Origin of the sequence: Vibrio rhodolitus, assembly GCF_003350325.1 — a bacterium.
In the GTDB taxonomy this organism is placed as follows: Bacteria; Pseudomonadota; Gammaproteobacteria; order Enterobacterales; family Vibrionaceae; genus Vibrio; species Vibrio rhodolitus.
In genome coordinates this window covers 69,129-83,990 of sequence record NZ_QLYZ01000002.1, presented here as the reverse complement: position 1 = coordinate 83,990, position 14,862 = coordinate 69,129, and the positions used below count along the sequence as shown (strand labels likewise).

Here is a 14,862-nt window from a genome sequence, read left to right as displayed (position 1 = left end):
CTCCTAACTGTTAGTCCATTGCGCTGGGCGCTTTTGCAAAAATGCATTAACCCCTTCTGTTTGATCTTGGGTGTTAAATAGCTGCATAAACAGTTCACGTTCCAACACCAAACCTGCTGCATGCGTGCCTGTTCTGCTTTGTTGAATTAGTCGCTTACATGCTTTGACAGAACTTGGAGATTGCTTTGCCACCCTTTCAGCAAGTTTAATCGCCACACTTAAGGCATCACCAGATGCCACCACTTCTTCGACTAAGCCGATACTTTGCGCGGTCTGAGCCGTGACTCGTTCCCCACACAAGATCATCCGTTTTGCCCAGCCTTCACCGACCAAAGCGGTTAAATTTTGCGTACCACCAGCGCAGGGCAACAAACCGACGGAAGCTTCCGGAAGCGCGAGCTGCGCGTGTTGTTCAGCAATGCGAATATCACAAGCAAGAGCGGCTTCAAGCCCACCGCCCATCGCGTAGCCATTAACAGCTGCTATGGTTACGCCATCAAAAGCGGACAAAGCTTCAAATGCTTCACCAAACGCATTCGCCATATCCAATGCCGTGCCTTTATCGCCAGAGACAAAAGTATTGAGATCCGCCCCTGCTGAGAAGAACTTGTCCCCTTCACCGGTTAACACCAAGGCATAAATAGCGCGCTCTTGACTCAACTCTTGTACAAGTTGCTTTAACTGTTTAAGCGAGTCTAATGTCCAAGTATTGGCAGGAGGATTAGCTATCGTGACAATGGCGATGTGTCGTTCGCGATCTAACTTCAGTAGTTGTGTCATCTCCGCTCCTTAAATGAATCTATCGGCACCTAAGTGGTTTCTCCCGCAACAACATCGAAACGACTTAAGTAGACATAACAAATTTATGATTAAATCTGCTGTTCCCTAATAGCTGATTAAAGCAAATCAGCCCCTTCAGAGAGTAGCCTTCTGGCAATGATCAAACGCATGATTTCGTTAGTACCTTCAAGGATCTGATGCACTCGCACATCCCTAAAATGCCGCTCTACGGGGTACTCTTTGATGTAGCCGTAGCCACCGTGAATTTGCAATGCTTGATCGCACACTTGAAAGCCAACATCTGTGGCAAAGCGTTTTGCCATCGCACAATAGGCAGTTTTGTCAGCATGATCATTATCGAGTTTACTCGCGGCTAGCCGTACCATTTGCCTTGCAGCAACCACTTCAGTAGCCATATCCGCTAACTTAAACTGCAATGCTTGAAATTGAGCAAGTGTGCGTCCAAATTGCTTGCGCTCGTTCATATACTGCTTAGCTTCATTGAGCGCCTGCTGCGCGGTTCCGACCGAACATGTCGCGATATTAACGCGCCCACCATCCAACCCCATCATGGCAAACTTGAACCCTTCGCCTTGCTCACCAAGTAGAAATTCAGCCGGAACACGGACATTGTCAAAAGTAACCATGCGCGTTGGTTGACTATTCCAGCCCATCTTGGCTTCTTTCTTTCCGTAACTGATCCCCGAGCAATCTGCTGGAACAATAAATGCGGAGATGCCACCCGCCCCCTCACCACAAGAACGCGCCATCACAACCAACACGTCGGTTTCACCAGCGCCTGAAATAAAGACTTTAGAGCCATTTAATACAATTTCACTGCCCTCTAGCTTTGCACTGGTAGTTAGCGCTGCCGCATCAGAGCCCGCGTTCGGTTCAGTTAAGCAGTATGATGCTAGCATTTCACCACTAACGAGGGACTCGCTAAACTGAGCGGCGACCTCCGGTTTGGCGAATGACGTAATCATCCAAGTCGCCATATTATGAATAGTCATAAAGGCAGTGGTAGAGGTACACCCCATCGCAAGCTGTTCAAAAATAATTGCCGCATCCAAGCGAGACAAACCGAGACCACCGTGCTGCTCAGAGGTATAGAGACTCAAAAAACCAAGTTCTCCCGCTTGACGCAATACCTCTTTGGGAAAATGAGCTTGCTGATCCCAATGGGCAGCACCTGGTGCGAGGATCTGCTCAGCAAACTGCTTTGCGGCTTCAGCAAACGCGATTTGATCTTCATTTAGTTCAAAATCCATCACACTACCTCGCTTAGTAGGAACTCTCTGTACGCTCAGCGGCTCAAGCTCTCGATATCAGAGTGACCGCTATTTTAGTGACGGCTACTTGAGTTCAATCGTCATATTAGGTCCGCTTGGAATATCCTCATCAAACCAACGTGCAGTCACGGTTTTGGTTTCAGTGAAAAAGCGCACAGCCTGTTTACCATATGCGTGTAAATCACCATAAAAACTGCCTTTCCAGCCAGTGAAGGAAAAGAAAGGTAATGGCACAGGGATGGGCACGTTTATCCCGACATTACCCACCTCAATATTGTGCTGATATTTGCGTGCAGCAGCACCGCTAGCGGTAAAGATCGATGTACCATTGCCATAAAGGTTGGCATTAACGAGCGCAATCGCTTGGTCAAGGTCATCAACTTCAAGCGTCAAAAGCACCGGACCAAAAATCTCTTCAGTATAAATCGACATGTCAGTAGCGACATTGGCAAACAGTGTTGGTCCGACCCAGTTACCTTTAGGGTAGCCTTCCACTTGGCAATCTGAACCATCCAACAAACAATCCGCGCCAGCTGCTTTGCCTTGCTTGATAAGTTCGACCACACGTTGCTTGGCTTGTTGGCTAATTAACGGACCATAACCTGCGTTTTCATCATTCCATGCCCCTGGCTGAACTTGTGCTAACGCCTGCTTAAGCTCTGGTATCCAAGCTTTGGTATCGCCAACAAAGACTGCCACCGAAATTGCCATACATCGCTGCCCCGCCGCACCAACCGAAGCGCCAACCAAGTTATTGATGACCTGTTGCTTATTGGCATCGGGCATGATCACCATATGGTTTTTCGCCCCAGCAAAAGACTGCACGCGTTTAAGGTTGTCAGTACCAGTTTTGTAGATGTATTCCCCGACAGAAACCGAACCAACAAACGAGATCGTACGGACGCGTTTGTCGGTAAGAATATGGTCAACTTGCTCTTTTTTGCCATGGACGATTTGTAGTACGCCAGAAGGAGCGCCTGCTTGAGTAAAGAGCTCAGATAACAGCATTGCCGTTAATGGCACTTGTTCAGAAGGTTTTAAGACAAAGGTATTGCCACATGCAATCGCCAAAGGGAACATCCAAAGCGGGATCATCGCTGGGAAGTTAAAAGGGGTAATACCCGCGCACACGCCAAGCGGTTGCACATAAGAATAACCATCAATATCACGGGCGATATTTTCAACGGTTTCACCCATCATTGAGCTACAGATATTTGCCGCCTGCTCGACGACCTCAATGCCTCGCCAAACATCACCTTTAGCATCAGCCAGTGTTTTACCGGTTTCGCTCGACAACAGGGTCGCAATGTTATCGTGATTTTCTTTAAGAATATGTTGATAGCGCAGCATTAATCGCGCGCGCTCCGGTGCGGCGACTTCACGCCAAGTTTTAAAGACCTCAGCGGCACTGGCAATCGCCGCATTCATTTCGCTTTCGGTGGCACAAGGAACTTGGGCTATCACTTCATTGGTGGCAGGGTTAGTTACATCAACCCATTGTTGAGATTGCGATTCAATATATTCTCCACCGATGTAAAGCTTCACTTTTTCTATCATTGTCACGTCCTTGTATCGTAAGTTTCAGGCTAACACGCACACAGAGAAAGTGAGTTCAGCCAATAAAGCCATTTAACAAATTTCTATCGCGATTGCCGTTGCCTCGCCGCCGCCAATACACAAGCAAGCGATACCACGCGTGCCACCACTCTGTTTCAGTGCGTGGAGCAGCGTCACGAGGATACGATTACCACTGGCACCAATCGGATGCCCAAGCGCACATGCCCCGCCGTGGATATTGACTTTGTCCGCATCGAGCTCAAGTGTTTGCACTGCATATTGAGTAACCACAGCAAATGCTTCATTAATTTCCCACAGATCAACATCCGCCTTTTGCCAGTTAAGTTGTTTAAGCAATTTTTTAATCGCGAAAACGGGCGCGACAGTAAATTCTGCTGGCTCGCGTGCGTGCGTGGCATGTGCGACGACTTTCGCCAAGGGTTGTAAGCCATGCTGCGTGCCATATTCACTGCTAACCAAAACCAGTGCGGAGGCACCGTCAGATATCGAACTGGAGTTAGCCGCGGTCACAGAACCATTTTGCGCAAAAGCGGGGCGTAAGGTTGGAATTTTGCTCGCATCCAGTTGGCTAGGTTGCTCATCATTTTGACACACAAAACTGCTCCGCTTGTGCTTAACCGTAACTGGCTCAATTTCTGCCCGAAATTTACCTTGCGCGATTGCTTGCTGCGCGCGACTGAGCGATTGAACTGCCCAATTATCCATACTCTCGCGGCTAAACTGATACCGCTCGGCAGTTTGTTCGGCATACACACCCATCAAATTGCCTTGATAAGCATCTTGCAAGCCATCATAAAACATATGGTCGAGCACTTGGCAGTGCCCAAGTCGTAAACCGTCGCGAGCTTTGGGCATCATATAAGGAGAAGCCGTCATGTTCTCCATCCCTGCGGCAAGCAGGGCTTGGGCACTACCCGATTGAATAAGATCGTGCGCCAACATAACGGTTTTCATTCCAGAACCGCACACTTTATTAATGGTTGTACAGCCTGTAGACATGGGAATTTCAGCTTTGAGGCTGGCTTGACGTGCAGGTGCTTGACCGACGCCTGCGGTTAACACACATCCGACATAAACTTCTTCGATTTGATCCGCAGTAACCTTACTCTGCTCAAGCGCCGCTCGCATCGCGGTAGCGCCAAGCTCACTGACGTGTGTGTGGGCAAAAACGCCTTGAAATGCGCCGATAGGTGTACGTTTTGCCCCAACAATCCAAGTTTGTCGTGTCATTCGCATACCCTTTGTTTGACGTATAGCTAATATATAAACTAGCATTTACGTTAACGTCAAGTTGCAACACTGTTAATTATCAGATCAACAAAATGAATTCAAACGAAGTCTCATGTTTTCAATTACTTTAAGTCAACGGGCTTAGTTGACTTTAACGTTAACGAAATGCGTTGCTGAACGGTAGCGACGCAAGATCGCAAGGTTTAAGCAATGGATACATTTAAGATCAGTGAGCTTGCTAAAGAGTTTGATATTACAACCCGCAGTATTCGCTTTTACGAAGACTCAGGTCTGCTTAACCCCCGACGTAAAGGCAATACCCGAATTTATAACGGGCGCGACCGCATTCGATTAAAGCTGATTTTACGCGGTAAGCGTCTCGGCTTTTCACTGGCCGATATTAAAGAGCTGTTCGAGCTGTATGACACGGATCAAAGCACCGAACAGTTGCAATACATGATCCAATTGATTGAACAAAAACAAGCCACGCTGCAACAACAAGCCCATGATATCAATGCGGTAATGATGGAGCTTAGCGCAGCAAAGTTACGCTGTGAGACGACTCTAAAATCAATCAAAGGCGATAGTGTCAACTAGCCCACTAAGCAAGCTAATAGTCTAGAAAGCAAGTTAATAGCCTACAAAGAAAGCTAGGCGACACCAGCGGCGAGGATACGCAATGAAATCGACTTACTCTTCCCTAAACTTTATCCATGATGAAGAAATCAACATGTTACGTGAGCAAATCAACAGCTTTGCTGCGTGCGAAATCGCGCCACTTGCGCAATCCATCGATCAAGCGAATCAGTTTCCTGATCATCTTTGGGAGAAATTAGGGCAAATGGGTCTACTCGGGGTGACCATTTCTGAAGAGTATGGTGGAGCAAATATGGGCTATCTCGCTCATGTTATTGCCATGGAAGAGATCAGCCGCGCGTCAGCTTCAGTCGGTCTTAGCTATGGCGCGCACTCCAATTTGTGCGTCAATCAAATCTATCGCAACGGCACAAAGGCGCAACAAACTAAATATCTACCCAAGCTGATTTCCGGTCAGCATGTTGGCGCGTTGGCGATGAGTGAGCCGGGTGCGGGTTCTGACGTGGTTGCGATGCAGCTTAGAGCAGAAAAACGCGCTGATCACTACGTGCTCAATGGCAACAAAATGTGGATCACCAACGGTCCTGATGCGCACACCTTGGTGGTGTATGCCAAAACCGATCCCAATGCAGGAGCTAAAGGGATCAGTGCCTTTATTATCGAGCGAGATTTTGATGGGTTTTCCCATGCACAAAAGCTAGACAAACTGGGAATGCGCGGCTCAAACACCTGCGAACTGGTATTTAACAACTGCCTAGTTCCGGAAGAAAATCTGCTGGGAGAGGAAAACCAAGGGGTACAAATTCTTATGAGTGGGCTTGATTATGAGCGAGTGGTGTTGGCTGGCGGTCCACTTGGCATAATGCAGGCATGTATGGATATTGTGGTGCCCTACATTCACGAGCGTAAACAGTTTGGTCAATCCATTGGTGAATTCCAACTTGTACAAGCGAAAGTCGCCGATATGTATACGCAGATGAACGCCGCCAGAGCCTACGTCTATGCAGTTGCCGCAGCATGCGATAAAGGCGAAACGACACGCAAAGATTCTGCCGGCGCCATTCTCTATAGCGCTGAACTTGCGACAAAAATGGCGCTGGATGCGATTCAACTACTGGGTGGCAATGGTTATATCAACGAATACGATACTGGGCGATTACTGCGTGATGCCAAACTGTATGAGATTGGCGCAGGCACCTCCGAAATTCGCCGTATGCTAATTGGTCGCGAACTCTTTAATGAGAGTATTTGAGGAACGGATAACGGATAACGGATAACGGAGTATAGCTCGTTTGCAAATGGAGAAGAGTAATGGCACATATCGTGAGCAAGATAAACCCACAGTCGCCGCAATATCAGCAAAACTATTACTCGATGGCTGGCTTAGTCGATGAACTCTATCAGGTTGTCGAGCAAATCGAAGATGGCGGCGGTGAAAGCGCGCGCAAACATCAAAGCAAAAAAGGCAAACTCTCTGTGCGAGAACGTATTCTTGCACTGCTTGATCCTGGCTCTTCCTTTCTCGAAATCGGGCAATTTGCTGCGTGGGAGGTTTACCCAGATTATGTGCCATGTGGCGGAGTCGTCGCGGGCATTGGCATGATAAACGGCACTGAATGTATGATTGTTGCCAACGACGTTACCGTAAAGGGTGGCAGCTACTACCCGTTAACGGTTAAAAAGCATCTAAGAGCACAAGAAATTGCACTGAAATGTCACCTACCCTGTATCTATTTGGTCGACTCTGGCGGCGCTAATCTACCAAGACAAGATGAAGTCTTTCCCGACAAAGAACACTTCGGGCGCATTTTTTACAACCAGGCACGTATGTCCGCCCAAGGAATTGGGCAAATCGCCGTTGTGATGGGGCTGTGCACCGCCGGCGGTGCCTATGTTCCAGCTATGTGCGATGTCTCTATCATCGTCAAACAACAAGGTACTATCTTCCTTGCCGGACCGCCATTGGTCAAAGCTGCCACCGGTGAAGAAGTTAGCGCAGAAGAACTCGGGGGTGCCGATGTTCACTGCCGTACTTCCGGCGTCGCTGACTACAGTGCCGATAACGATCATCATGCGCTTGAACTCGCGCGTCAAGCTGTCTCGCAGCTCAATAACTTAAAGCCTCAACAACTCAAACAGCAAAGCGTATTACCCCCTCGCTACGCTGCAGACGAAGTGTACGGCATTGTAGGGACTGATCTCAAAAAACCGTTTGATGCCAGAGAAGTGATCGCCCGAATTGTTGACGACTCCCAGTTTGATGAATTCAAAGCCTTGTTTGGTGACACTCTGGTGTGCGGTTTTGCCCATATTCATGGCATGCCAATCGGCATAGTCGCGAATAACGGCATTCTATTTTCAGAAGCGGCACAAAAAGGCGCACACTTTATTGAATTGTGTGCACAGCGGAAAATTCCGCTGCTGTTTTTGCAAAACATCACCGGCTTTATGGTCGGTAAAAAATACGAAGCCGAAGGTATTGCCAAGCATGGTGCCAAGATGGTGATGGCGGTGTCATGTGCCGATGTACCTAAATTTACCGTGATCATCGGTGGCTCATATGGTGCGGGTAACTATGGCATGTGTGGACGTGCTTATGACCCGACCATGATGTGGATGTGGCCCAACGCACGCATTTCGGTAATGGGGGGTGATCAAGCTGCCAATGTGCTGGCACAAGTCACGCGCGACATTAAAAAGCGCAAAGGCGAAGCATGGAGCGATGAGCAAGAACAGCAATTTAAGCAGCCCATTATTGAGCAGTACCAGAACCAAAGCCACGCCTATTACGCCAGTGCTCGTTTATGGGACGACGGCATCATTGACCCGGCTAAAACACGTGATGTGGTTGGTATAGCACTCTCGGCTGCGCTCAATGCACCGATTTCAAACAGTAAGTTTGGTATTTTCCGGATGTGATTTGTGTTGCTGGTGGCTGCAACAAAAGACTCAAACTCCATATTTAAGGCAAACGCTGACAAAGGACGTCATATGACAGATCTACTGCTCGAACAAGATAAGAACGGCGTGGTTTGGCTGAGCCTAAATCGCCCGGAAAAACACAATGCTTTTGATGATCAGTTAATCGCTGAACTGCTCGTGCAGTTAGATAAATTCGCATCCGATCCGTCAGTCAGAGCATTGGTTCTTGGCGCGAACGGGAAGCATTTTTCCGCTGGCGCCGATCTAAACTGGATGCAATCAATGGCAAAACTGTCGCAACAAGAAAATGCTGAAGATGCCAAGCAACTTGCTTTGCTACTGCATAGACTCGACACCTTTGCCAAACCAACCATTGCTTTAGTACATGGCGCGGCTTTTGGTGGCGCACTTGGTTTGATCTGCTGCTGCGACATTGCCATTGGCACACCGGATAGCCGCTTTTGTTTAAGCGAAGTAAAACTTGGTCTACTGCCTGCAACCATCGGTCCTTACGTTATTCGGACTATTGGGCAGCGACACAGCCGTCGCTACTTTCTTACAGCAGAATTGATTGACAGTAACACCGCTTTGCAGCTTGGTATTTTGCATCATCTTGATGAACAACCCGCGCAATTAGCCAAAGCGATCACAGCGCAACTAACCCAACATGGTCCACAAGCGTTAATGGCAGCGAAAGCGCTCTGCTTACGATGTAACAATCAACCCATAGACCAAGACTTAATGGCTTACACCAGCAAAGCTATTGCCGATGCGCGAGTCTCACCTGAAGGGCAAGAAGGTCTGCGCGCGTTCTTTGCAAAACGATCACCAGTTTGGAGGTAGTATGTTTAAGAGAATTCTTATCGCTAATCGTGGTGAAATAGCCTGTCGCGTGATCCGCACTGCCAAAAGCATGGGAATCGAAACCGTCGCGATCTACTCAGAGGCGGACCGAAATAGTCAGCATTGCCAGCAAGCAGATATCGCCGCTTTTGTTGGTCCCTCTCCTGCCGTCGAGTCGTATTTAAATATTGCAAAGATCATTGAAGTGGCAAAATCTCATCATGTTGAAGCTATCCATCCCGGATACGGTTTTCTCTCTGAAAACGCACATTTTGCCCAGGCTTGCTTTGACAATGGCATTGTCTTTATCGGTCCTACGGTTGATGCGATCAGGCAGATGGGTTCTAAATCGCAAGCCAAATCCATTATGGCGAATGCGCAAGTACCGTTAGTGCCGGGTTATCACGGCGAGAACAACTCAATCCCCCATTTAGTTAAGGAAGCTGACAACATCGGTTATCCGGTAATGATAAAAGCGGTGATGGGGGGCGGTGGTAAAGGTATGCGTGTGGTTAATAACGCGCAAGAAATGCCACTGGCTATCGAAAGTGCTCAACGTGAATCTCAATCTAGCTTTGGTGATCAACAGCTTTTGGTTGAAAAGTGCATCGTTAAGCCCCGTCATGTCGAGATCCAAGTGTTTGCCGATCAACATGGAAACTGCGTTTATCTCTCCGACCGAGATTGCTCGATTCAGCGCCGCCATCAAAAAGTCGTCGAAGAAGCCCCTGCACCCGGATTAAGCCGCCAACTACGTCAGCAAATGGGAGAAACTGCGGTACAAGCTGCGAAAGCGATCGACTATGTCGGTGCCGGTACAGTGGAGTTTCTGCTTGATAGCAGCGGAGAGTTCTACTTTATGGAAATGAATACCCGCTTACAAGTCGAGCACCCAGTAACCGAGCTTATTACTGGTGTCGACTTAGTTGAATGGCAGCTTCGCATTGCATCGGGCGAGCCTTTGCCTATTTCGCAACCAGAGATTGTCCATAACGGTCACGCTATTGAGTTACGCATCTACGCTGAAGACCCACATCGCGATTTCATGCCCTCCACCGGACAAATTTGCTACTTATCCGAACCGAGCCAGATAGCCAACGTGCGGGTCGATAGCGGTGTGATACAAGGGGATAGCATCAGTGAATATTATGACCCTATGTTTAGCAAACTGATTGTGTTTGGCGATGATCGACGCAGTGCAATATCACTGCTTAAAAAGGCATTAAATCACTACCATGTGCTAGGGATTAGTACCAACATTGGCTACTTACATAGCATTGTTAGCCAACCCCAGTTCGCTGATTGTGAGTTAGACACCGATTTTCTGCCCCGTCACAAAGTCGATATTGAGCAGCGACAAACTTATCCGCAATCCATTTGGTTAACCCTAGCCGCCGTGGCGCGATTGACGAAACAAATGCAGCAATCATCTGCGCTGCCAGCACCAACCACACATGGGTTTCGTCTCTCTCGCCAGCAAGTTATGCGCTTTACCTTTTCTGCCAATAAAAACAATCACCAAGTTACGATTACAGCTGACAAACAAATCGATAAGCAATTTTGCATCGCCGCAGATGGGCAAGAGCACAACGTGGTTATCTTTAACCAACAAGACGAACTCTGTGTTGAAATCGATGCTAAGCGCTATCACTACCACGCGCTGGTCAATCGAGATATCACGCATATTTTCTACCACGGACAAGTGGTCAACTTTAGCCATCAAGGCAACTACCAATCAAGCCAAGCTGACCTTGAGGAGCTCTCCCCCACCGCGCCGCTCAACGGAATTATCTCTGCCTTGCTGGTAGAAAAAGGCAGCCAAGTTAAGCAAGGTGACCCACTTTTGGTGGTAGAAGCAATGAAGATGGAATACACCATCAATGCGACTCAAACTGCGATTGTAGACGAAATCCTTTGTGAGCTCGGCGACCAAGTGCAACACGGCGATATACTGCTCAATTTGTCGAATTTGAATGATGATGTCAGTTTGGAGGGGAAATAATGCTACCAACCAAAGTCAATATCGTCGAAGTTGGTGCTCGAGATGGGCTGCAAAACGAGCAAACCGTTAGCTTAGAAGATAAGGTGCGTCTGATAGAAAGTCTAAGTCTAAGCGGATTAACACACATTGAAGCGGGCTCATTTGTTTCGCCCAAATGGGTGCCACAAATGGCAAATTCTGATCAGGTCTTCGCTCAAATCCACCAGCAGTCAGGAGTCATCTATAGCGCTCTCACCCCGAATCTCGCGGGGCTTGAACGAGCGATTGAAAGCGGCGTTAAGCAAGTTGCTGTATTTGGCTCCGCTTCAGAGTCGTTTAGCCACAAGAACATCAACTGCTCGACCAAAGAGAGCTTAGAGCGCTTTAAGCCAGTAATCGCCCTTGCTCATCAGCACAACATCAAGGTAAGAGGCTACCTATCTTGCACCATGGTTTGCCCTTACGAAGGTAATATTGAACCCAAACAGACAGCCGCTATCGCCGCTCAACTATTTGATATGGGGTGTTATCAAGTTTCTCTTGGCGATACTGTCGGAAAAGGCACCCCTAATCGAGTCGAAGCCATGCTGACTGAACTGCTCAAATCGCATCCAGAACAAGTATTGGCAGCGCATTTTCACGACACCTATGGGCAAGCATTAGCCAATATCTACCAAGCATTATTAATGGGTATTGAAACCATAGATAGCGCGGTTGCGGGCTTAGGCGGCTGCCCCTACGCGAAAGGGGCAAGCGGTAATGTCGCCACCGAAGATGTGCTCTATCTGTGCCACCACCTTGGCATCAAAACAGGTGTAGACTTAGAAAGAATCAATCAAGCCGGTTGGCAGATCTGCCGCGCTTTAGGTAAACAACCAGTGTCCAAAGTGGCGCTGGCGCTAGGAGAGCCGAGAAACAAAGTCTAATCACATCAACTCTTGCGCATCATGGCTAACGACTTAGTGCTTCACCAAGCGGGCGAAAATAGTCCTGCAAAGCGAGGTAGATAGTGCGGCGGTGAGCGATATCAGGATACAAACTAAACGTGTCTTGCTTAGTCGTCCCAGAAACCAAATAACTATTTTCAATACCTGAGCACGATTCAACCACTGCTTCAAAAGCGCGCGCCATCATCTCTGTTGGCATAGAAAAATAGCTTGAGCCCATAGCTCGATCCGCTTTGACACTACGTGAGACATAGTCGTGCTGCGCTTGCCCATCGTCACTCAGTAACGTTTTATCAAAAATCTCTAAAAGTTTCTCATTCAGTGGATGCGCAAAATGAGTCTTGTTTTTCAACCAACAATCACTGGCGAACAATATTTGTTGCTGCGGACCGGTTCTATCACCGATATCGAATGCTTTCTCGGCGATATAGTGATCAAAAGCATGCCAAAACTCATGTGCTAGCGCACCCGCCCCCGCATTTTTAGCCAGCGCTAACTCGCGCTGATTGGGCGCATAATGCGCTTGGACACCTTTACGGCCACCAGTACCAAAAGCTAAGTTAAGATTGCCACGCAGACCAATAGCACTTGGTGGTAACGCCAAGATAAACGCCAGATCAGCCAAGGAATCAAAAATCAAATTTGCGGCGAGGTCTTTTTCTTCTCTATCGACCCACTTGCCAACACGTATCCCACCAATACCAAAAGTCTGTTTGATATCAACGAACGATACTTGTTCACCATGGCGGTAGTCGGGTCCCTTGCGAGATTTGTATTTAAAGTTCGTTAATCGCAAAGCACCCTTCACTTATTGAATTTATCTGGTAGCCATCGCTGCTACTTGTATTGGGGCATTATACATTATCTACCAAACGAACTACGACTTGCTTGCGTCCATTGTTCTTATCCTGATAGAGCGCTGAGTCAGCGCGATCTAGCAATCGCTATTCAGCAAGCCTCCATCGTCTAAGATGGTTCCACCAAAACCATCACCAATTACAAGCGAGACGCTAAAAACCTAGCTGAATATGTCAACCTGCGCAAAAATGCGCGCTGACTGTCTGCACTACAGCGACGGACTGCGGCACACACGCAAGCAATTCCCAAATGATTAACTACTACGCTTGCATGATCATTCGGTGCATCTTAACAAGCTCATCAACGATTTGCTGAGTGAATTCATTTAGTGATTGAGGATTTGAAAGATACTTAACGTCATCTGCACTAAGGTTACGAAAGTTTATATTTCGCGTTGGATACGCATAAAAAGTGTCGTCTTCTTCTCGAGCATAATCATGCTTTAATTTGGGAATTTTTGTTTTCTTAGCATGCTTGGATTTTTCATTTTGATAAAGCCCAAAATACAAATGGTGGTCTTGTTGTACATACAAATAGAACGAAGGGTAATCACGTAACTCAAACTCTTGAGTGATCCATCTAGAATTACGTCTAGCTTGCACATATTTTCTGACTGTTTCCCTCGGATCATGTTCCAGAGCAATTGAGTCGTTTGATAACTCACCCAACTGTTCAGTCATTTTCTCTCCAAGCATCTCCCACATTGACAACTGAGCATCAACAACGATTTCTTCATACGCTTGATTTAATTCAGAGACAGACTCTAAGTTGTCGTCTTCTAGTAACAGTTTCTTCAATTTTTCGATGTGTTCCATATTCTCAACGCGATTAGTTAAATGACTTATAAGGTCTAGGTATTGGATGAAAGCTTCACGCAATGGCGCATTACGTGCAGAGAGTTCCGTGCATCGGTCTATCCAGTCATGTATGTCTGAGCGATAGCTTATATTGGTTATCTTCTTATCAAGATTACCTACGCTCTCTGGGCTAGGTTCTTTACCATCTAACGTAAGATAAAAAAGATGGATATCTTTGTATCCTTCGTCACGCATGGTTTGGTAGTAACGCTGAAGTTGCTTATCCTGATCAGTAGCATAGATTTTATTTTCTATTATGACGGCTGTCTTTTCAGAGCGTATTAAAATGTCGATGTTCTTGTACTCGCAAAGAACTTCAATGTCCCCTGCAATCTCTATCCCTTGGCGTTTTAGAAAATCAGTGAGAAACCGTTCGCCTTGATTATGGCTACCACTCGGGTTAAGAACATCGACTAAAAAACGAGAGTGGAGTCTAACTTCATCTGAGTAAGATCTAAGGACACTAAAAAGATTGTACTGTGAAGGTTCTTCATACTTGTCTCTCAACAGTTTTAGGTGACTGAAGAATTGTCTACTAATCATAAAAGCCTCATATGCAACAATAGGCAAACAATAAAGCAGAACTATTTATAACAACATGATTAAAAGTGATTTTTGATAATTTAAACGTAGGTTTTTTTATGGACTTTACGGATATTTGCACGTTTCATAGAGTATTCCCTAAACACCCAACTGCTCATGAAGGCTAAGATGATATTTTGAAAGAACTTACAAACGATCATCAATTTTCTCGTTCAAACCCGTACGTTTGTTATATGTCAGATAATCATCAAAACACTCTCTTTTAGACTTCAACTAAACTTGAAATTAAGAACAAAACCAGCAGTCAACTCCGTTGCTCTCACAACTCGTGAAGAATTCGACACTTCCTCTACCGATAGCAATCATGGTGTCAACGCCCCATACGAAATAACTCATTAAACTTCAACCACTTCAAAATTGCCGCATACGTAAAC

General features: G+C 46.9%; 12 protein-coding genes. 6 read left to right on the top strand and 6 right to left on the bottom strand.

Translation table 11 applies throughout. The features are described from left to right. Positions 1-3 precede the first annotated feature (3 nt). From DPF93_RS02405 to DPF93_RS02390, 4 genes are all read right to left on the bottom strand, one after another. Positions 4-780 carry an enoyl-CoA hydratase gene (locus DPF93_RS02405; RefSeq protein WP_114764628.1) on the bottom strand — a complete coding sequence of 259 codons (777 nt, stop codon included), beginning with the start codon at positions 778-780 and terminating at the stop codon, positions 4-6. A gap of 116 nt (positions 781-896) precedes the next feature. Then, positions 897-2,051, bottom strand: coding sequence for an acyl-CoA dehydrogenase family protein (locus DPF93_RS02400; protein WP_114764627.1), 1,155 nt, complete (start codon positions 2,049-2,051; stop codon positions 897-899). An 84-nt stretch (positions 2,052-2,135) separates the two neighbouring features. Beyond that, positions 2,136-3,629 (bottom strand): CoA-acylating methylmalonate-semialdehyde dehydrogenase, encoded by a 1,494-nt coding sequence (locus tag DPF93_RS02395; RefSeq protein WP_114764626.1) that lies wholly within the window; start codon positions 3,627-3,629, stop codon positions 2,136-2,138. Between the two features lie 72 nt (positions 3,630-3,701). Then, positions 3,702-4,880 carry a thiolase family protein gene (locus DPF93_RS02390; RefSeq protein ID WP_114764625.1) on the bottom strand — a complete coding sequence of 393 codons (1,179 nt, stop codon included), beginning with the start codon at positions 4,878-4,880 and terminating at the stop codon, positions 3,702-3,704. A 210-nt stretch (positions 4,881-5,090) separates the two neighbouring features. Here DPF93_RS02390 and DPF93_RS02385 point away from each other — a divergent pair, with 210 nt between their 5' ends. The 6 genes from DPF93_RS02385 (at position 5,091) to DPF93_RS02360 (ending at position 12,149) form a co-directional block, all read left to right on the top strand. Continuing rightward, positions 5,091-5,477 carry a MerR family transcriptional regulator gene (locus tag DPF93_RS02385; RefSeq protein ID WP_114764624.1) on the top strand — a complete coding sequence of 129 codons (387 nt, stop codon included), beginning with the start codon at positions 5,091-5,093 and terminating at the stop codon, positions 5,475-5,477. Positions 5,478-5,559: 82 nt separating this feature from the next. Further along, positions 5,560-6,729 (top strand): isovaleryl-CoA dehydrogenase, encoded by a 1,170-nt coding sequence (locus tag DPF93_RS02380; RefSeq protein WP_114764623.1) that lies wholly within the window; start codon positions 5,560-5,562, stop codon positions 6,727-6,729. Between the two features lie 59 nt (positions 6,730-6,788). Continuing rightward, positions 6,789-8,396, top strand: coding sequence for a carboxyl transferase domain-containing protein (locus tag DPF93_RS02375; RefSeq protein WP_114764622.1), 1,608 nt, complete (start codon positions 6,789-6,791; stop codon positions 8,394-8,396). 72 nt (positions 8,397-8,468) lie between these two features. Beyond that, positions 8,469-9,242, top strand: coding sequence for an enoyl-CoA hydratase-related protein (locus DPF93_RS02370; RefSeq protein ID WP_114764621.1), 774 nt, complete (start codon positions 8,469-8,471; stop codon positions 9,240-9,242). Position 9,243: 1 nt separating this feature from the next. Next, complete coding sequence (locus DPF93_RS02365; RefSeq protein WP_114764620.1) at positions 9,244-11,244, top strand: acetyl/propionyl/methylcrotonyl-CoA carboxylase subunit alpha; 2,001 nt, start codon at positions 9,244-9,246, stop codon at positions 11,242-11,244. Then, positions 11,244-12,149, top strand: a complete 906-nt coding sequence (locus DPF93_RS02360; protein WP_114764619.1) for a hydroxymethylglutaryl-CoA lyase — start codon at positions 11,244-11,246, stop codon at positions 12,147-12,149. The genes DPF93_RS02365 and DPF93_RS02360 overlap by 1 nt, the downstream gene beginning before the upstream one ends. Before the next feature lie 25 nt (positions 12,150-12,174). Here DPF93_RS02360 and DPF93_RS02355 read toward each other — a convergent pair whose 3' ends face one another. Both DPF93_RS02355 and DPF93_RS02350 read right to left on the bottom strand, forming a co-directional pair. After that, positions 12,175-12,966 carry a CLCA_X family protein gene (locus DPF93_RS02355; protein WP_114764833.1) on the bottom strand — a complete coding sequence of 264 codons (792 nt, stop codon included), beginning with the start codon at positions 12,964-12,966 and terminating at the stop codon, positions 12,175-12,177. Positions 12,967-13,288: 322 nt separating this feature from the next. Beyond that, positions 13,289-14,428, bottom strand: coding sequence for a PDDEXK-like family protein (locus tag DPF93_RS02350; protein WP_114764618.1), 1,140 nt, complete (start codon positions 14,426-14,428; stop codon positions 13,289-13,291). Positions 14,429-14,862 lie beyond the last annotated feature (434 nt).